This window comes from Duganella rivi (assembly GCF_009857435.1).
Lineage (GTDB): Bacteria > Pseudomonadota > Gammaproteobacteria > Burkholderiales > Burkholderiaceae_D > Rugamonas > Rugamonas rivi.
Window position 1 is genome coordinate 1 of record NZ_WWCK01000009.1, and the last position, 18,702, is coordinate 18,702.

Annotated in this window: 20 protein-coding genes and 1 rRNA gene; 14 read left to right on the forward strand and 7 right to left on the reverse strand. The window is 61.6% G+C overall.

The window, feature by feature from the left end:
• Positions 1-596, reverse strand: a 16S ribosomal RNA gene (locus GTP45_RS26490); the annotation flags it as partial.
• A gap of 333 nt (positions 597-929) precedes the next feature.
• Here GTP45_RS26490 and GTP45_RS26495 point away from each other — a divergent pair.
• The 9 genes from GTP45_RS26495 (at position 930) to GTP45_RS26535 (ending at position 9,452) form a co-directional block, all read left to right on the forward strand.
• Positions 930-2,402: a B12-binding domain-containing radical SAM protein gene (locus GTP45_RS26495; RefSeq protein ID WP_161016838.1), complete on the forward strand. Its 1,473-nt coding sequence runs from the start codon at positions 930-932 to the stop codon at positions 2,400-2,402.
• Between the two features lie 129 nt (positions 2,403-2,531).
• On the forward strand, positions 2,532-3,650 hold the full coding sequence (locus GTP45_RS26500; RefSeq protein ID WP_161016839.1) for an MlaE family ABC transporter permease: 1,119 nt from the start codon (positions 2,532-2,534) through the stop codon (positions 3,648-3,650).
• Complete coding sequence (locus tag GTP45_RS26505) at positions 3,647-4,489, forward strand: ABC transporter ATP-binding protein (RefSeq protein ID WP_161016840.1); 843 nt, start codon at positions 3,647-3,649, stop codon at positions 4,487-4,489. Before GTP45_RS26500 ends, GTP45_RS26505 begins: the two co-directional genes overlap by 4 nt.
• Positions 4,489-5,427 carry an MlaD family protein gene (locus GTP45_RS26510; RefSeq protein WP_161016841.1) on the forward strand — a complete coding sequence of 313 codons (939 nt, stop codon included), beginning with the start codon at positions 4,489-4,491 and terminating at the stop codon, positions 5,425-5,427. The genes GTP45_RS26505 and GTP45_RS26510 overlap by 1 nt, the downstream gene beginning before the upstream one ends.
• A 10-nt stretch (positions 5,428-5,437) precedes the next feature.
• Positions 5,438-6,058, forward strand: a complete 621-nt coding sequence (locus tag GTP45_RS26515) for an ABC-type transport auxiliary lipoprotein family protein (RefSeq protein WP_308494628.1) — start codon at positions 5,438-5,440, stop codon at positions 6,056-6,058.
• Positions 6,055-7,245 carry a VanZ family protein gene (locus GTP45_RS26520; protein WP_166454754.1) on the forward strand — a complete coding sequence of 397 codons (1,191 nt, stop codon included), beginning with the start codon at positions 6,055-6,057 and terminating at the stop codon, positions 7,243-7,245. Before GTP45_RS26515 ends, GTP45_RS26520 begins: the two co-directional genes overlap by 4 nt.
• Before the next feature lie 27 nt (positions 7,246-7,272).
• Positions 7,273-7,590, forward strand: coding sequence for a (2Fe-2S) ferredoxin domain-containing protein (locus GTP45_RS26525; RefSeq protein ID WP_161016842.1), 318 nt, complete (start codon positions 7,273-7,275; stop codon positions 7,588-7,590).
• 5 nt (positions 7,591-7,595) lie between these two features.
• Complete coding sequence (locus GTP45_RS26530) at positions 7,596-8,264, forward strand: alpha/beta hydrolase (protein WP_161016843.1); 669 nt, start codon at positions 7,596-7,598, stop codon at positions 8,262-8,264.
• A 42-nt stretch (positions 8,265-8,306) separates the two neighbouring features.
• Positions 8,307-9,452, forward strand: a complete 1,146-nt coding sequence (locus tag GTP45_RS26535) for a D-alanyl-D-alanine carboxypeptidase family protein (protein ID WP_161016844.1) — start codon at positions 8,307-8,309, stop codon at positions 9,450-9,452.
• A gap of 6 nt (positions 9,453-9,458) precedes the next feature.
• On the opposite strand, the gene GTP45_RS26540 is transcribed toward GTP45_RS26535, so the two are convergent.
• Positions 9,459-10,769, reverse strand: a complete 1,311-nt coding sequence (locus tag GTP45_RS26540) for an EAL and HDOD domain-containing protein (RefSeq protein ID WP_161016845.1) — start codon at positions 10,767-10,769, stop codon at positions 9,459-9,461.
• A 78-nt stretch (positions 10,770-10,847) separates the two neighbouring features.
• Here GTP45_RS26540 and GTP45_RS26545 point away from each other — a divergent pair, with 78 nt between their 5' ends.
• Positions 10,848-11,759: an aldo/keto reductase gene (locus GTP45_RS26545; protein WP_161016846.1), complete on the forward strand. Its 912-nt coding sequence runs from the start codon at positions 10,848-10,850 to the stop codon at positions 11,757-11,759.
• A 13-nt stretch (positions 11,760-11,772) separates the two neighbouring features.
• Here the strand turns inward: GTP45_RS26545 and pssA are convergent, their stop codons facing one another.
• The gene (gene pssA / locus GTP45_RS26550) at positions 11,773-12,531 is read right to left on the reverse strand and encodes a CDP-diacylglycerol--serine O-phosphatidyltransferase (RefSeq protein ID WP_161016910.1); all 759 of its coding nucleotides are present in this window, start codon (positions 12,529-12,531) and stop codon (positions 11,773-11,775) included.
• 125 nt (positions 12,532-12,656) lie between these two features.
• Between pssA and GTP45_RS26555 the strand changes: the two genes are divergently transcribed.
• On the forward strand, positions 12,657-13,604 hold the full coding sequence (locus tag GTP45_RS26555; protein WP_161016847.1) for a CAP domain-containing protein: 948 nt from the start codon (positions 12,657-12,659) through the stop codon (positions 13,602-13,604).
• Positions 13,605-13,703: 99 nt separating this feature from the next.
• Complete coding sequence (locus GTP45_RS26560) at positions 13,704-14,309, forward strand: Hpt domain-containing protein (protein WP_229258665.1); 606 nt, start codon at positions 13,704-13,706, stop codon at positions 14,307-14,309.
• Positions 14,310-14,315: 6 nt separating this feature from the next.
• On the opposite strand, the gene GTP45_RS26565 is transcribed toward GTP45_RS26560, so the two are convergent.
• Positions 14,316-14,525 carry a hypothetical protein gene (locus GTP45_RS26565; RefSeq protein WP_161016849.1) on the reverse strand — a complete coding sequence of 70 codons (210 nt, stop codon included), beginning with the start codon at positions 14,523-14,525 and terminating at the stop codon, positions 14,316-14,318.
• Between the two features lie 262 nt (positions 14,526-14,787).
• Between GTP45_RS26565 and GTP45_RS26570 the strand changes: the two genes are divergently transcribed.
• The gene (locus GTP45_RS26570) at positions 14,788-15,756 is read left to right on the forward strand and encodes a sensor domain-containing diguanylate cyclase (RefSeq protein WP_161016850.1); all 969 of its coding nucleotides are present in this window, start codon (positions 14,788-14,790) and stop codon (positions 15,754-15,756) included.
• Positions 15,753-16,688, forward strand: coding sequence for an SMP-30/gluconolactonase/LRE family protein (locus GTP45_RS26575; RefSeq protein WP_161016851.1), 936 nt, complete (start codon positions 15,753-15,755; stop codon positions 16,686-16,688). The genes GTP45_RS26570 and GTP45_RS26575 overlap by 4 nt, the downstream gene beginning before the upstream one ends.
• On the opposite strand, the gene GTP45_RS26580 is transcribed toward GTP45_RS26575, so the two are convergent.
• The 3 genes from GTP45_RS26580 to mnmE all read right to left on the reverse strand — a co-directional run bounded on the left by GTP45_RS26580 (position 16,657) and on the right by mnmE (position 18,668).
• Complete coding sequence (locus GTP45_RS26580) at positions 16,657-16,965, reverse strand: DUF2442 domain-containing protein (RefSeq protein WP_161016852.1); 309 nt, start codon at positions 16,963-16,965, stop codon at positions 16,657-16,659. The two genes, GTP45_RS26575 and GTP45_RS26580, sit on opposite strands and share 32 nt — an antisense overlap.
• Entirely contained in the window at positions 16,952-17,200 is a 249-nt protein-coding gene (locus GTP45_RS29380) for a DUF4160 domain-containing protein (RefSeq protein WP_161016911.1), read from the reverse strand. The genes GTP45_RS26580 and GTP45_RS29380 overlap by 14 nt, the downstream gene beginning before the upstream one ends.
• Before the next feature lie 88 nt (positions 17,201-17,288).
• Positions 17,289-18,668 (reverse strand): tRNA uridine-5-carboxymethylaminomethyl(34) synthesis GTPase MnmE, encoded by a 1,380-nt coding sequence (gene mnmE, locus GTP45_RS26590; RefSeq protein ID WP_161016853.1) that lies wholly within the window; start codon positions 18,666-18,668, stop codon positions 17,289-17,291.
• Positions 18,669-18,702: the final 34 nt, after the last annotated feature.

Consider the following 18,702-nt stretch of genomic DNA (forward strand, 5'->3'; position numbering starts at 1 on the left):
ACAGTCTTACAAAACCGCCTGCGCACGCTTTACGCCCAGTAATTCCGATTAACGCTTGCACCCTACGTATTACCGCGGCTGCTGGCACGTAGTTAGCCGGTGCTTATTCTTCAGGTACCGTCATGAGCCGCGGATATTAGCCGCAACCTTTTCTTCCCTGACAAAAGAGCTTTACAACCCGAAGGCCTTCTTCACTCACGCGGCATTGCTGGATCAGGGTTGCCCCCATTGTCCAAAATTCCCCACTGCTGCCTCCCGTAGGAGTCTGGACCGTGTCTCAGTTCCAGTGTGGCTGGTCGTCCTCTCAGACCAGCTACTGATCGTTGCCTTGGTGGGCCTTTACCCCACCAACTAGCTAATCAGATATCGGCCGCTCCAGGAGCACAAGGTCTTGCGATCCCCTGCTTTCATCCTTAGATCGTATGCGGTATTAGCGTAACTTTCGCTACGTTATCCCCCACTCTTGGGTACGTTCCGATATATTACTCACCCGTTCGCCACTCGCCACCAGAGCAAGCTCCGTGCTGCCGTTCGACTTGCATGTGTAAGGCATGCCGCCAGCGTTCAATCTGAGCCAGGATCAAACTCTTTAGTTTAATCTCTGTTTTATCCGTTTTACCGGATGGTTCGCCCACTCAAAATACTGACAGTATTACTACTGTATTATTTCTTGTTGAGCATTTAATGCTTTTTGTTGCAGCATCAAACGCCCACATTTATCGACTGTAATTTTTTAAAGATCAGAATTTGGTACTGCATTTGCTGAAGAAGCGTTTTGTTCATCAGCGAAGAGGCAAGATTATGAGGCGTTTCGCACATCTCGTCAAGCTCTTCTTTTTTCTCGTTTCGCTCTGCATTTGCATGTAGTGTTTCGCGAGGGACAGAACTATAACAGCGGCCCGCCCTGCTGACAAGGGTAAAATACGCGGATGTCTATCTTACTTACCACGCTTAACGCCCGCTACACGCACGCCTCCCTTGGCCTGCGCTATTTGCTAGCCAATATGGGCGAGCTGCAGGAGCAAACGCGCCTGCAGGAATTTGTTATCGGCGCCAAGGCGACCGAGATTGTTGAACGCATCCTGTCTTACTCGCCGAAGATCGTCGGCTTCGGCATCTATATATGGAACGTCGAGGAAACCGCCAAGGTCGTGGCCATGCTCAAGCGCGTGGCGCCGCAGGTGGTCGTGGTGCTGGGCGGCCCGGAGGTTTCGCACGAGACCAATGAGCAGGAAATCGTCAAGCTGGCCGATTACGTGATTACCGGCTGGGGCGACGTCACCTTCCCGAAACTGTGCGGCGAAATCCTGCACGGTCCCAAGCCGCTGATGAAGGTGCACGCCGGCGTACAGCCGCCGATGGCCGAGATCAAGCTGCCCTACTCTTTATATAGCGATGACGACATCAAGAATCGCACTCTATATGTAGAGGCCTCGCGCGGCTGCCCGTTCAAGTGCGAGTTCTGCCTGTCGGCGCTGGATAAGACGGCATGGCCGTTCGCGCTCGATAACTTCCTGGCGGAGATGGAGTCGCTATACCAGCGCGGCGCGCGCCTGTTCAAGTTTGTCGACCGCACCTTCAATCTGAACATCAAGACCAGCCTGAAGATCATGCAGTTCTTCCTCGATAAGCTGGAAGCCAACCCGGACGATCCAGTCTACGCCCACTTCGAGCTGGTGCCAGACCATCTGCCGGATGCACTAAAAGAAGGCATCGCCAAATTCCCGCAGGGCGCGCTGCAATTCGAAATCGGCATCCAGAGCTTCAATCCCGAGGTGCAAATGCTGGTCAGCCGCAAGCAGGATAACCAAAAGGCCGCTGATAACATCCGCTGGCTGACCAAGCAATCGCACGCCCACATGCACGTCGACCTGATCGCCGGCCTGCCGGGTGAAACGGTGGACAGCTTTGCCGAAGGCTTCAACAAGCTGTGGGCGCTGGAGCCGCACGAGATCCAGTTCGGCATTCTGAAGCGCCTGCGCGGCACGCCGATCATTCGCCATACGCAGGAATTCGGCATGGTGTACGACCCGTACGCGCCGTACACCATCCTGGCCAATAAAGACATCGACTTCAGCACCATGCAGCGATTGGTGCGCTTTGCCCGCTACTGGGACTTGGTGGCCAACTCCGGCCGCTTCGCGCACACGCTGCCGGTGCTGCTGGGCGATGCGCCGTTCCAGCGTTTCATGGCCTTCTCCGACTGGCTGTATGCGAATACCGACGCCACCCACCGCATTGCGCTGGAGCGTTTGGTGGCCATGGTGGCGCGCTACCTGCAAACACAAGGCATGGGCAAAGAAGAAGCCGAAGCCCTGCTGGCCAGCGATTATGCGGGGGCGAAGCCTAAAGCCGCAGAAACGCCAGCGCCGAAGCGCCAGGCCCGAAGGCTGGCCGCTTGAGGCACTACCCCGCAAACCGGCACCAAGGGTCAGACCCCGAAGGGGTCTGACCCTGCTTGGCTGTGCGGGGGATAACTATAGCGCTTATGTTAGGTAGCCTCGGAAGCCAAACTCCCTTAAACTTGAGGTATGCCTACTGCCCAAGAGCCTACCCTGACCCTGAATGCTGGCGCCGTCGCCGCTACCGGCACGTGGCAAGTGCACGCACTGGCGCAGGGCAAGGCGATGGCCACCATTACCACCTTCCTGCAGTCGCTCAAGGGCGATCAGCTGAAATGGGACTTGTCGGCCATCGACAGCATGGACCACATCGGCGCCCAGCTGTTCTGGAATGCGTGGGGCAAGGCCCGCCCGGCCAATCTACAACTCGCGCCTGAGCTGGAAGAATTCTTCAAACGCCTTGAAACTACCGGCGCGCTGGAATTGCCACGCCCACGCCAGCATCGCCTGACCTTGGTGATGAAGCTGGGCTTTGCCATGCTGCTGTTCTTCGAGCACATGGCCGGCCTGATAAGGCTCATCGGGCAAGTGGTGCTGGACTGTTGGCGCTTCCTGCGCAATCCGCTGCGCGGGCCTTGGAAAGAAATCTCCGCCAACATCTATCACGCCGGCTTTCAAGCGCTGGGCATTACGGCGCTGGTGGGCTTCCTGATCGGCGTGGTGTTCTCGTATTTATCGGCGCAGCAGCTGCGTAACTTCGGCGGCGACGTCTTCCTGGTCAACCTGCTCGGCATGAGCATCATCCGCGAACTGGGGCCGCTGCTGGCGGCGATCCTGGTGGCCGGCCGCTCCGGTTCTTCCATCACCGCGCAATTGGGCGTGATGCGCGTGACCGAGGAACTGGACGCCATGCTGGTGATGGGCATCTCGCACGGCTTCCGCCTGATCATGCCGAAGGTGCTGGCACTGGCCATCGCCATGCCGCTGCTGGTGATCTGGACCGACACCATCGCGCTGATGGGCGGCATGCTGTCGGCCAAACTGGAACTGAACCTGTCGCCGCAATACTTCCTGCTTAAGCTGCCGGAAGCAGTGCCGCTGGCGAACTACATGATCGGCATCGGCAAGGGTGTGGTGTTCGGCATGCTGATTGCGCTGGTGTCCTGCCACTTTGGCCTGCGCATCAAGCCGAATACGGAAAGCCTCGGGCGCGGCACCACCACTTCCGTGGTGACGGCAATTACCGCCGTGATTCTGGCCGACGCAGTGTTTGCGATTGTCTTTAGCGGCGTGGGGTTCTCGGGATGAGCGATCAGGAAGCCAGCTGCGGCCCAGGCACCGGCGAACTGACACTCGATGGCAGCGTGCCGGTGGTCGAAATCACCGGCCTGTGGACGAAGTACGGCCGCACCGTGGTGCACCAGGATTTGAATCTCGAAATCGAACAGGGCGAAATCATGTCCATCGTCGGCGGCTCCGGCACCGGCAAGACCACGCTGCTGCGCCAGATGCTGGGCCTTGAACGCCCGGCGCGCGGCTGCGTGCGCGTGTTCGGTGAAGACATCAGCGAAATCGATTCCGACCAATTGCAGCAACTACGCAATCACTGGGGCATGCTGTTCCAGCAAGGCGCGCTGTATTCGGCGCTAACCGTGTTCGAGAATATCGCCCAGCCGATGCGCGAACTGCACGTACTGCCGGAAGATCTGGTGCACGACGCCGTGCTGCTGAAAATGAACATGGTCGGCCTCGGCCCCGAACACGCCAACAAGATGCCGTCCGATCTGTCAGGCGGGATGGTCAAGCGCGTGGCCTTGGCGCGTGCGTTGGCGCTGGAACCCAAGCTGCTGTTCCTCGACGAGCCCACCGCCGGTCTCGATCCCGATTTGTCGGAAGCCTTCGTGGCGCTGATTAAATCGCTGCACCGTGAACTTGGTTTAACGGTGGTGATGGTCACCCACGATCTGGATACGCTATTCGCCCTCTCCACCCGCATTGCCGTGCTGGCGGAAAAACACGTAATCGCGCTTGGCCCACTGGCCGATCTGCTGAAAGTCGACCACCCATTCATCAAGGAGTTCTTCCTTGGCGACCGTGGCCGCCGCGCACTGGAAGCGCTGGAAGAAAAAACATCAACGGAGCACTGATGGAAAACCGATCCCACGCCCTTACTACCGGCTTCTTCACGATCACGCTGCTGATAGCGGCGATCCTGTACGGCCTTTGGTTCAACCGCGACCGCGTCGAACGCGTGCCGTACATTATCGCTACGGCGCAGGCAATTCCCGGCCTGAATCCGCAAGCGCCGATCCGCTACCGAGGCCTGGAAGTGGGCCGGGTTGGCGGCATCGACTTCGATCCCAAGGTGGCCGGCCAGATTATCGTTACGCTCAATATCGACACCGATGCGCCAATCACCAACACCACTTTCGCTTCGCTCGGCTACCAGGGCGTGACCGGCATTGCCTTCATCGCGCTCGATGACGACAAGACTGGTTCGCCGCGCTTGCAGTCCAGTGCCGATCATCCAGCGCGCATTCCGCTGCGTGCTGGCTTGTTCGACCAGATCGACAAGCGGGGCCGCGAGATTCTGGCGCAGACCGAGGAAGTCACCCGCCGTTTGAACACGCTGCTCAATCCCGACAACCAAAAAGTCATCCTCGGCGCGTTTGCCGATGTGAGCGAGACCGCGCAGAAGTACCGAGAACTGCCGGAAAAACTGCAACCGACCATCGACAAGCTGCCGGCACTGGCCGACCAAACCCAGAAGACGCTGAACTCCGTGACCGCGCTGGCCACTGACGTCAACAATCTGACCACCAACTTGCAGGCGAAAGACGGCCCGATAGACCGCATTACCACCACGGTGGAGCGCATCGGCGGCTCGGTGGACGCAGTGGCCGGCGGGCTGGAACTGGACACGCTGCCGCAAGTGAATTCGCTGTCGGACGACACCCGCGCTTCCATGCGCGCGCTGCGCAAGACCATGAACAAGATTAACGACCGTCCGCAAAGCCTGATCTTCGGCGCGCCCGGCACGCCGCCCGGCCCCGGTGAAGAAGGCTTCTCCGCCCAGACCAAATAAGGAACACGAGATGATGACCACCACCATCCGTAACGCCCTGATGATCGCCGCCATGGCCGTGACGCTGGGCGCGTGCGCCAGCAAAGGCCAGCCGACCGCGCAGTATGATTTCGGCCCGCTGCCTGCGGCCACAAGCACCGCCTCAGAAGCCGCCAGCGCCAGCATCGGCGCCGTTATTGTGGCCGATGTCAGCGGCCCGGCCTCGCTGGACACGGAGCGCATGCATTACCGCCTGCTGTATTCCGATGCGCGTCAATCGCGCCCTTACGCCTACAACCAGTGGGTAAGCACGCCGGCGCAGCTGCTCACGCAGCGCATGAAGGCGCGCCTGTCGCAAGCCGGCGTGAAAGTGCTGTCCACCACCGATGCTGCGGCCAGCGCCACCGTGCTGCGCATGGAGGTGGAGGACTTTGCACAGAACTTCGACAGCGCCACCAGCAGCAAGGGCGTGGTGCGTTTGCGTGCCTCGGTGTTCCGCAATCACCGGCTGGTGGAGCAGAAAGCCTTTAGCAGCAGCGTTTCCGCGCCAAGCGCCGATGCCGCGGGCGGCGCCAGCGCGTTGGCCGACGCCAGCGACGCAGTCGCCGCTGAGCTGATCACGTGGCTGGCGGCGCTGCCGCCGTCGAAATGACAGAACACTCACAGGCCGCGCCGCCCGAGCCCACGCCGGCAGCGACGCCGGCCAAGCCGCCGCTCGCGCCGATGCAAAGAACCTCGCCGATCACGCGTGCGGCGCTGCTGGCCTACCTGCTGCTGATCGTCTACGCCAGCTGGTTCCCGTTCTCCGGCTGGCATAACCAAGGCTTGTCGCCGCTGATCTTCCTCGAGACGACCAGCATGCCGCGCTACTGGACCAAGTTCGACGCCATCATCAACGTGATCGGCTACATCCCGTTCGGCATCTTGATCGCCTATGCACTGTACCCGCGCGTCAAAGGCTTGTGGGCGCTGCTGATTGCCAGCGCCAGCGGCTTGCTGGTGTCCGGCACCATGGAAGCGGTGCAAACCTATTTGCCAAGCCGCGTGTCCTCCAATCTGGACTTCTACACTAACGCCGCCGGCTGCGCAGTGGGCGGCTTGATCGGCGTGCTGACCGTGCGCCGCCTGCTCGATCAAAGCCAGCTGCAGCGCCTGCGCCAAGCGTGGTTTGCGCCGCACGCCAGCCAAGGCTTTGTGCTGCTGGCCCTGTGGCCGCTGGCGCAGATTTATCCGCAAAACTTCCTGTACGGCCTGGGCCAGCTGCTGCCGATCTTGTCGGACTGGCTGTCGCAGCTGCTGGACATGGAAATCGACCTCGCCAGCCTGATTCGGCCAGATGTGGACTTGACGGTGGAGCAGTACTGGCTATCCGAAACCATCATCACCGCATGCGGCATGGTCGGCGCCGGCCTGACGCTGCTATGCCTGCTGCGCAAACCGTCGCCGCGCGGACTGCTGGTGACGGCCATGATCGCCAGCTCGGTGCTGGTCAAAGCACTGGCCTCGGCGCTGCTGTTCTCGCCGGAAAACGCCTTCGTCTGGGTCACGCCCGGCGCCGAGGGCGGCTTCCTGATCGGCGCCATCATGCTGGCCGGCCTCGCCTACGCCCCGCACGTGGCACAGCGGCGCCTGGCCGTGACCACCCTGCTGCTGGGACTGGTCATCATCAACACCACGCCCGCCAACCCATATTTCGTGGCAACTTTGCAAACATGGGTGCAGGGGAAATTCCTGAACTTCAACGGCGCGGCGCAGTTCTTATCGCTGCTGTGGCCATTCTTTGCGGTCTGGTTCCTCTGGCTGCCGGCCCACAAGCTAAACGCCGCCAAGGTATCATAGCGGCTACGACTTTAAAGAGGCACGGCCATGAGCGATACCCAATACTTCAAGCACCACGTCTTCTTCTGCATGAACAAGCGTGACGACGGCCGCAATAGCTGCGGCGACCACGGCGCCGAAACCGCGCAAAAGCACGCCAAGAAGCGCTGCAAGGAACTCAACCTGAACGGCGCGGGCAAGGTGCGCATCAACCAGGCCGGCTGCCTCGACCGCTGCGAGGAAGGCCCGGTGATGGTGGTCTACCCGGAAGGCACGTGGTACACCTACGTTGACACCAGCGATATCGATGAAATCATCGACTCCCACCTGGTCAACGGCCAAGTTGTTGAACGTCTCAAAATCTAAGGCATATGAACAAGAGCGAAAAATTCATGCTGGCTGGCGCCGCCGGCCAAATGGAAGGCGTGATCGACTATCCGGCGGATGACGCCGCACCGCGCGGCGTAGCGCTGGTGGCGCACCCGCATCCGCTGTACGGCGGCACCATGGACAACAAGGTGGCCGTGACCCTGATGCGCACCTTCGTCAACCTCGGCTACGTGGTGGCGCGCATCAACTTCCGCGGTGTCGGCAAGTCCGAAGGCGTGCACGACCATGGCCAAGGCGAGACCGACGACATGGCTATCCTGCATGCGTGGATGACCGAAAAATTCCCGGACTTGCCGGTAGCGCTGTCGGGCTTCTCCTTCGGCACCTACGTGCAAACGCATCTGGCCCAGCGCCTTGCCGCCGCCGGCAAGCCGGCCGAGCGTCTGGTGCTGGTCGGCGCGGCCGCCAAGAAATGGCAGATGGCCGACATCCCTGCGGACACCATCCTGATCCACGGCGAGCAAGACGAAACCATCCCCCTGATCGACGTGCTGGACTGGCTGCGTCCGCAAGAGATTCCAGTGATCGTCATCCCCGGCGCCGACCACTTCTTCCACCGCAAGCTCGGCCACATCAAGAGCTGGGTCACGCAGCTGTGGGGCCGCGGCGGCTTAACCGAGGCTGAAACGGACACCGCAAATGCGGATTAAGCAACTATAATCATCGGGCTTTTAACTTTTACACCAGATCACATGAAGAAAATTATCGCGGCACTGGCCACCAGTGTGATGTTGATGACCTCCGCCGTGGCGCAAACGCTGCCAGCCCCGAACATCGCCGCCAAGTCCTGGCTGCTGCTGGACGCGACCAGCGGCCAGATCATCGCCTCGCAAGATCCGAACGCCCGCATCGAGCCAGCTTCGCTGACCAAGATCATGACGGCTTACGTGACCTTCGGCGCGCTGCGCGACAAGAAGATTGCCCTGAACCAGATGGTCAATGTCTCGACCAAGGCATGGAAGGTTGATTCGAGCAGCTCGAAGATGTTCATCGACCCAGCCACCCCGGTCAGCATCAACGACCTGCTGTACGGTCTGATGGTGCAGTCGGGTAACGACGCTGCGGTGGCGCTGGCCGAAGCCGTTGCCGGCGACGAGTCCGCCTTTGTGGTGCTGATGAACAAGGAAGCCCAGCGCCTGGGCCTGACCTCGACCCACTTCGCCAATCCGCACGGCCTGCCGTCGCCGGAAAACTATTCGACCGCGCAAGACCTGTCGCAGTTGGCGCAGCACGTGATCAAGGACTTCCCGGAGTTCTACAAGATTGACTCGGTGAAGACCTTCACCTACAACAAGATCACCCAGCCGAACCGCAACCGCCTGCTGTGGCTGGATCCAACCGTGGACGGCATGAAAACCGGCCACACCGAAGCGGCCGGCTACTGCATGATCGCCTCGGCCAAGCGTCCGAACGGCACCGGCGAGCGCCGCCTGATCTCGGTGGTGCTGGGCACCTCGTCGGATCAAGTGCGTACGCAGGAAAGCCAGAAGCTGCTGAACTGGGGCTTCCAGAACTTCGATACGGTGAAGCTGTACTCGAAAGGCCAGCCTATCGCCACGCCGGAAATCTGGAAAGGTTCGAAGAACGCCGTGAAGATCGGCTTCGCGCAAGACGTGATGGTGACCGTGCCCAAGGGCGTGGCTGGCAAGATGAAACCGGCGCTGGAGCGTAAAGACCCGCTGGTCGCGCCGCTGGCCGAGAACAGCCGCGTCGGCACCCTGAAGATGGTGGTGGACGGCAAGCCGATGCTGGAACTCCCAGTCGTGGCGCTGGAGACCGTGGAACAAGCCTCGATCTTCGGCCGCGCCTGGGACTCGATCCGCCTCTGGCTGAAGTAACTTAGATCAGTCGGCGCCGGTCTGCTGCATCGATTCCTGCGCCCACTGGAAGGCGGCCTGTCCCACTAGCGGCAGGCCGTCGACATCTATCTCCAGCGTTTCCGCAATCTCCAGCGCACGCTCCACCTTGTTGCGCTCCAGCAGCAGCACCATCGTCAAGTACGGGCTGTAAGCGCCCTCCGTCCCCAGCAGCACATCGCGGATATCATCCGACAGGCGCATCTTGCTGACCAGGTTCGCCATCGGCACACCCAGCAGCACATCAAACAGCGACAGCAAGCCCACCAGGAACAATTCGTCGCGCTTGGCTTGCGGCAGCTTGCTGCACGTCTCCAGGAAACGCGCGCGGGTCAGCGCCACTTCCAGCAAAGATTCATCACGCTCCTTGTTGGCGCCGCCGCCGAGGCGGAACATCGACACCGTCAAGCCGCGATACAGCTGGTTCCGTCCCAGCACCATGAAGGCTTGCTGCAAGCTAGTGACCTTGGTGGTCTGGCCGCTGCCCGGCGCATTGGCCCATTGCAGCACCTGGTAAGTCATGCCGGGATCGCGCTTGGCGACTTCGATCATGGCCGGCAGTTCGGCATCGGTGCGCAGCAGGTTCAGCAGCTCGATCGAGGTCATGCGGCTTTGATCGATCTTGGCGTCCGGGTCCACCTTGTCGCTGGTGGTCAGGAAGTGGCCCATGAGGTAATTCGCGCCCCACGAAGCGCACATGCGCTGCTCATCCCACGACTCTACGCCGTCTACCAGCAGCTTCAATTCCGGGTAGCGCAGGCGCAGCTGCTTGGACAGGGTCTGGAATTCGGCCAGCGTGTGCTCCTGCAGGTGCAGCAGGACGATGTCGGCCGCTGCCAGCAGCGGGGCATCTTCGGCATCCAGCGACACGCCGCGCAGCGCGACCTTGGAGCCGGTCTCGCGCAGCGCCGCGATGCGGCCGGCAATCTGATCCGCCGGCAGGTTGGCGGCCTTGCGGTCGAGCAGGAACACGGTATTGGGAGCGGCCAGCGGCAGGTGGCGGTTGAATACCACCGCATCCATGGTGATTTGCACCAGCGCCAAGCGCCTCTGGGCAAAGTCAGGGAGGTGGGCAGCCACCAGCGCGCCGATCATCTCCGCTTCCGGCAGCGGCGCACTGAAGCGGTAGCCGCACAGGCGGTGACGTTCGTCGACAATCTCAGAACGGGTAACGATGGCATTGGCGTCCGGCGCCGCTGCGGCCGTCTGCGCTGGGGCCGGTGCAGGGGCTGCACCAGGGGCGCTGGCGGGTTTCGCTTCAGGTTCCGGTTTCGATTTCAGAAACGATAAAAGTCCCACGTCATCTCTCCATTCGGTCTGGCGTACGTCACGATCATACTATAATTCTTGCTCTCATTTAACTTGGAAAGTTTGCCGATGACCAACCTGACCTGCCCTTCCCTCGCGACCTACCAAGGCGGCCTGACGCTGTCGCGCATCGTTGCCGGCATGTGGCGTATGAATGAATGGAATCTGTCGCCGCAGCAGCGCGTCGAGTGGATCGAGCAGGCGCTGGCCATGGGCGTGACCAGCTTCGACCACGCCGATATCTACGGCGGCTATGGCGTGGAAGCCACGTTTGGCGAGGCGCTGGCGCTGCAACCGTCGCTGCGCGACCAGATGCAGATCGTCAGCAAGTGCGGCATCAAGCTGGTGAACGCGGCGCGCCCGGAGCACACCATCCAGCACTATGACACCAGCGCCAGCCACATCATTGCGTCGGCCGAGAACTCGCTGCGCCAGCTGGGCACCGACCACCTCGACCTGCTGCTGATCCACCGCCCGGATCCGCTGATGAACTTCGATGAAATCGCCGGCGCGTTCCAGAAATTGAAAGCTGATGGCAAGGTCAAGCACTTCGGCGTGTCCAACTTCACCCGCCACCAGTTTGAAAGCCTGAACCGCCGCATCCCGCTGGCGACCAACCAGGTGGAATTCTCGCCGCTGCACGTGGCGCCGATGTTCGACGAAACCTTCGACGGCCTGCAAGACCTCGGCGTGGCGCCGATGATCTGGTCGCCGCTGGCCGGCGGCCGCCTGTTCAGCAGCGACGATGCGGCAGGCCAGCGCGTGCGCACCGTGATCCAGAAAGTGGCCGACGAGCTGCAACGCCCATTCGGCGCGGTGGTGTTCGCGTGGATTATGCAGCTGCCGAGCCGCCCGGTGCCGTTGACCGGCTCGGGCCGCATTGCGGCAGTGAAGGAAGCGGTGGAAGCGACTCAGTTCAGCCTGAGCCGCAGCCAGTGGTTTGAGATCCTGCGCGCGGCCCGTGGCCACGAAGTTGCCTAACGGGCTTGCTTAACTAAGCGTCGTTGTACACGACCGGCGGGGCGACACCCGTCCAGCCGGTCTTCCACGCCGCGTTCAGCGCCAGCGTCAGCACGATGTAAAAGGCAAAGAACAGCACGAAGTACGCTGCCTGCAGCCACGCCAGCAGGCCGAGATTAATCAGCAGCACCACCAGCGCTGCCCAGCTTTTCTTTTGCTTGGAGCTAGGGAAGCGCACGGTCGACACCATCAGCGTGCCCACCACGAACAGCAGCGCCACCACCAGCGCGCCTTGCAGTGCCGAGGCGGCAGGATCGGGCCACGCTACCACTACCGAAGCGACACAGGCCGCGCCGGCCGTAATCGGCATGCCGACGAAATAACGCGGATCGGTACGGCCCACGTTCACATTAAAGCGCGCCAGACGCAGCGCGCCGCAGGCCACGAAGAAGAAGCTGGCCATGCCGCCCAGGCGCAGCAGGGTCGGATGATCGATGCCGAGTTTCTGGAAGCCCCAGCAGTACAACAGCAAGCCCGGCGCGCAGCCGAAATTCATCACGTCCGCGATCGAATCGAGCTGCATGCCAAAGTCGGACTGGGTGTTGGTGGCGCGCGCAACCATGCCGTCCAGCGCGTCGAACACGCCGGCCAGCACCAGCAGCACGGCCGCCAAGCGGTAATCCTGTGCCGAGCCGATCAGCGCGTTATCGACCGAAATGACGATGCTGCCGAAACCGCAGGCAATCGACATCAGGGTGACCATGCTGGGCAAGGCAAACTTGGCGCGCTGCATGCGCGGATGGTGTAAAGGCTTCAAAACGATGGCTATCCTAAAGAAACGGCAAGCTTACCATGTGTAACGGATGCGGCGGTTTCGAAATCAGGCATAGAATCGGCCCCATGGCATAGGAGTTCATCATGGAAAAATGGCGATTACCCCTTGCGGCGGCGCTGTACGCAGCATTGCTGGCAGCGTGCGGCGGCGGTGGCGGCGGCAATACCTCGGCAGTGACCGGCCCCAGCACCACGACCCCGCCCATCATGCAGGAACCGGGCATGCCCACGCTGACCGGCAACACCGCGACCGACGGCTATAACTGGATTAATTACCGGCGCGCGCAGCTCGGCCTGTCTACGCTCACGCGCAATAGCCGCATCGATGCGGCCGCACAGGGCCACTCCGACTACCAGCGCTTGAACCGCGTGATTACCCACGAGCAAACGCAGGGACAACCCGGCTTTACCGGTGTCACGTTCACCAACCGCCTGGCGGCGGCTGGCTACTCGTCCAACGGCGCCGCTTCGCTGTCCGGCGAGGTGATTTCCGCCACCACCAGCGGCTCCGGCTTTTATCAGGCCGAGGAATTAATTACCGCCATCTACCACCGCTTCGTGATCTTCGAGCCGGTGTTCCGCGAAATCGGCACCGGCGCTGCCACCATCAGCGGCAGCTACACCTATTTCACAGCCGACTTTGCGGTGGTAGGCAGCCTCAGCGGACTGGGGCGGGGCAGGATCGCGGTCTATCCTGCCGACCAGCAAGCCAATGTGCCGCGCAATTTCTTCAGCGACAGCGAATCGCCCGATCCGGTGCCCAACCAGAACGAAGTCGGCTATCCGATCAGCGTGCATGCTGACGCCGGCAACGGCAAGGTGGCGGTGCAGAGCTTCACGGTCACGCCGCGCGGCGGTGCGGCGCTGGCCACGCGCCTGCTCAGCATCGACGCCGGCACCAGCATGACCGCCACGGCGGCAGCCATCGTGCCGCTGGCGCCGCTCCAGGCGGCCACCACCTACGACGTCAGCTTCAGCGGCACGGTGGCCGGGACGGCAGTCACCCGCAACTGGAGCTTCACCACGAAATAAAAGCTGCAAATGTTGCACGATTTTAACTGTGACTGACGGCTGGGTCTGCTATCGTAGTGCTTCACACATCCGTTCAGGCGCATTATGACCTCAACCAGCATGCTCGCTCCCACCGGGGGCCACATCCTCCAGGTGGAGACCGGCTTGCAGCAGCTGATGGGTGACCGCGAGCTCTACCTGCAAATCCTGCGCCGCTTCCGCCAGCGCTACCCGGACAGCGGCTGCGAGGCGCGCAAGGCGCTCACCGGCGGCGAACCCGGCCACGCGCAGCGCATTGTTCACACGCTCAAAGGTGCGGCCGGCATGATAGGCGCGCAGCAGGTGTACCTGCTGGCCTCCCAGCTGGAACCGCTGTGCGCGGGGCCGGCGTCCGGCTGGTCGGGACTGCTGGCGCAGCTGGAGCAGGCACTGCGCAGCTTGATTACCGTCATCGACGGTGTGCTCGACGGCGATCCGCAGCAAATGCTGGCAGCGCAAGCCCATGCGGCGGACACGGCCGCGAAGATGCCGGAGACGCGCATGCTGTTGCAACACCTGGCGCGCTTGCTGGACGAGGGAGACGGAGCGGCAATCGATGTGCTGGAGCAATCGGCCACGGTGCTGGCGGCGAGCCTGGGAGTGGAAGTATTTCAGGAAGTGACGGAAGCGGCGCACCAGTTCGATTTTGAGGCGGCGCTGGCGACCTTGCAGGGAGCGATGGCGTAAGCCGGCCTAGCGGGTGTATTCCTTCTCTTCGTCAAACGCGTCGGCACATTCCTTGTCGCAGAAGCGGCGCACATTATCGAGCGGCTTTTCGCAATACCAGCAAGACCCCTTGGGCGGCAGCATTTGGCGCGTGCGCACCGGCGGCGCGCTCGTGGCCGAGCTCGGCGGTGGCATGGCGGGCCCGTCGTCCGGGACGCTCTCTTGTATCGGTTCCACGATCTACTCCTTTCCAAGCAAAGCCCAGGTCAGTTGCAAGATTACTTCAGCGGAATTGCCGCAGACATGAGAATTCTCAACGGTTGCATGAAACCGCACCGCCATTTGCGACGACCAATAATAGCAGGATAAACGCGACGCTCGCTGCGGCTAACGTGGGGGAAATATTTTTCAATGAAAAAGCTGGAAACGATAGTGCAGCAAGGCGCGCCGCTGCCCGTATAATCTGGACACGATTATTATTCCTTCAAGGAAAGCACGCATGGCTGAAACCGCCCCTGTCCCGCACCATTTGTCCGCGCGCGTGCTCGGACTGGCCCAGCTGGGCTTGATCGTTATTGACGCCGACATGCATATCGTCATGTGGAACCAGTGGATGGCCAGCCGTTCCGGCAAGTCCTCGCACCGGGTGATCGGGCAGGATCTGTTCGACCTGTATGGCGAATTGCGCGGGCAGCGGCTGGAGCAGGCGGTACTGAGCGCGCTGCAAAGCAATGTGCCGCAGACCGTGTCACCGTCCTTGAACCCGTCGCCGTTCCCGCTGTACCCGGCCGGTAGCTGGGGCGGCGAACGCGTTGAGCAAGCGGTGTCGGTGACGCCGTTCAATGAGGGCAAGGAGCGCTACTGCCTGATCGAAGTGAGCGACATCAGCACCATCGTCGGCCGCGAGCGCCAGCTGCGCAGCCAGGCCGAAGCGCTACGCGCGCAATCGTATGTGGACGGCCTGACCGGCATTGCCAACCGCCGCCACTTCGACGTCGCGCTCGACCGCGAATTGCGGCGCGCCCAGCGCAACGAAGGCCAACTGTCGCTGCTGCTGATGGACATCGACTCCTTCAAAGCCTACAACGACCACTTCGGCCACCAGCAGGGCGACGCTTGCCTGAGCATGGTGGCGGAAGCGTTTGCCTCCATGCTGCAACGGCCGGCCGACCTGGCGGCGCGCTACGGCGGCGAAGAATTTGCCGCCGTGCTGCCGGACACCAGCGCCGAGCAAGCGGCGCTGCACGCGGAAGCCATCCGCGCCAAGATCGCCTCGCTCAGCATCAACCACGCGCCGGCGGCAACGCGGCCGCACGTGACCATGAGCATCGGCGTGGCCACCTTCGACAAAGACCATTTGAATAACGCTGCCGCCATGCTGGCCGCAGCCGATAGCTGTTTGTATGCCGCCAAGCACGCAGGGCGCGACTGCGTGATCGTTCATCGACCACAGGAGAATGCAGCATGAAGTTACGCAGTACCTTGATTTGGGCAGCCATATTCGCTGCGCCGCTGGCCCAGTCCGCGACCGGCGTGTGCAGTGGTAAAGCACCGTCCGGCGAACTGAGCGCCACGCGCATCGCCGCCGCCAACACCACCCGTAGCGAGCCGGGCTTGTATGAAGGGCCGGTGTGGATCAAGGATGCGTTGTACTTCTCCGACTTCACGTTCGGCCCGGGCTTCCCGTCGCGCATCTTGAAGCTGGATGCGAGCGGCAAAGTCAGCACCGTGATCGAGGATAGCGGCAGCAATGGCCTGGCGACCGACGGCAAGGGCAACCTGATCGCCGGCACGCACAAGTACAAATCGGTATCGCGCTACTCGCTGGACGGCAAGCGCGCGGACGTGGTGAGCCAGTTCAACGGCAACGTCTTCAACTCGCCGAACGATCTGACGCTGGCTTCGGACGGCACCTTGTACTTCAGCGATCCCGACTTCCAGCGCGATGCGGCGCCGGGCGGACAAGACAAAACCCGCGTGTACCGCGTGGGCACCGATGGCAAAGTCACGGTGGTGGAAGACACGCTGAAAAATCCAAACGGCGTTTCGCTGTCGCCGAAGGGTGACGTGCTGTACGTGAACGGCATGCTGGGCGAGCACGGCGTGCTGCGCGCGTACCCGATCGTGAAAGGCGTGCCGCAGCAGGGCAAGACCTTGGTCGATAATCTGGGCATCCCGGACGGCATGGCGGTCGACTGCCACGGCAACATCTACGTGACCGAGCACACCGACAAGCGCATCCGCGTATTCACGCCGGCCGGCAAGCAAATCGCGACGATCAAGGTGGACGCCAACGTGACGAATGCCGCCTTCGGTGGCGCCGACGGCAAAACCCTCTACATCACCGGCGCCGGCGCCGTCTGGCAACTCAAGCTCGACGTGACTGGCTCGCCATATTGACCAATAACGGCGGCAGGTAAACATCTGCATCAATCTTAGGGAAATGCACGCCTAGGCCTGAGGGACTGATTTCTGCTTCAACCAGATCCTCGGGCAGCGCCTTCTCAAGCCCACGAATAGTCTGCGGGGCTACGATGAGCTGCTGACCGTTCGATAGCGCGATAACAAGCTGCTCAAGGCCACTGTCATAACGTACCGTTAGCGCCGCAGGAAACTTCGCCAACATCTCTCGGCCACGCCGGTTAGCTGCTTCAAATTCTCTTTTAGTAATGCCCATATAGCCCCTTCCATTTAGCGCACAACGTGGCCACATGAGTAGTCAGCGCATCGATGATTTTTCTAACTTCCTTGAGCGAGAAGCCATAGTTCTCGCGCATTTCTGGAGGTCCATCGGGACAATACAAGTCTAGCACCACTTCGCAGCCATGCGCGAAAACGTGCACGTGTGCGGGACTATGGTCGTTAAAGTAAATAACGAATTTGAGCCCGCTCAAAATTAATACAGTAGGCATATTAGTGACGACTAAAAGCCCGCAAAATTCGCGTAAGGCTTCTAGCTTGTCACTCAAGGGGCAAAGCGCCTTTGCGCAAGCTCAACGATTACTTGCCGATGCAGAAGCGGCTGAAGATGACGCCTAGCAGGTCGTCGGAGGAGAAGGCGCCGGTGATGCTGGAGAGTTGCACTTGCGCCAGGCGCAGTTCTTCGGCGAACAGGTCCAGCGACTGGTCGTTTTGGGCGGCGTGCTCGCCGGCGCGCGCCAAATGGGCGCCGGCGTTTTTCAGCGCGATCAGGTGACGCTCGCGGGCGAGGTACAGCGATTCGCCCGTTTGCTGCCAGCCAGCGATGCGCAGCAGTTCTTTGCGCAGCAGGTCGATGCCCACGTGCTCATGCGCCGACAGGTAGATGTGGGTCGCGTCTTCCATTTGATCCACCGCCGGCTTGTGGCCCGACAAATCAATTTTGTTCCAGATGCGCAGCACCGGCAAGCCTTCCGGGAAGGCGGCGGTGATGCTTTCATCCGAACGCGACGGGCCGTGATCTGCATCCAGCAGGTGCAGGATGACGTCGGCCTTGCCCACTTCGTTCCAGGTGCGCTCGATGCCAATGCGCTCCACCACGTCCACCGCCTCTTCCGGCGCGCGGATGCCGGCGGTGTCGATGATGTTCAGCGGGATGCCTTCGATCTGGATGGTCTCGGTCACTTTGTCGCGCGTGGTGCCGGCGATCGGCGTGACGATGGCCACGTCATTGCCCGCCAAGGAATTCAGCAGCGAGGATTTGCCCACGTTCGGCTGGCCCACCAGCACCACGTTCAGGCCTTCGCGCAGCAAGGCACCCTGCGCCGCTTGCTTGAAGACTTGCTCTAAAGCGTCGACGATGCCTTTCAGCTGCCCGCGCGCGTCGGATTTTTCGAGGAAGTCGATTTCTTCTTCCGGGAAGTCCAGCGTCGCTTCGACCAGCATGCGCAGGTTGGTCACGCTGCCGACCAAGGTGTTGACGGTTTTAGAGAACGCGCCCGACAAGGATTGCGAGGCCGACTTGGCCGCCGCTTCGGTCGATGCATCGATCAGGTCGGCTACCGCCTCGGCCTGCGCCAGGTCGAGCTTGTCATTGAGGTAGGCGCGGCGCGTGAATTCGCCCGGCTCGGCCAGGCGCAGGCCGCTCTCCTCGCCCGCTTCCAGCACGCGCGCCAGCAGCATTTGCAGCACGATCGGGCCGCCGTGGCCTTGCAGTTCCAGCACGTCTTCCCCGGTGTACGAGTTCGGGCCTTTGAACCAGATGGCAATGCCCTGGTCGATCACGCTGCCATCCGCTTGCTTGAACGGGATGTAGGTGGCGTGGCGCGGTTGCAGCTCGGTGTCGCCGAACAGGGCGGCGATCAGCGGCTTCAGGTTTTTGCCGGAAGCACGGACGACGCCGATGCCGCCGCGTCCCGGTGCAGTAGCGATGGCGGCGATTGGGGAAGAGTCGATATTCATAAGACGTATTGTATTCAATAAAAAAAGCCCGCGA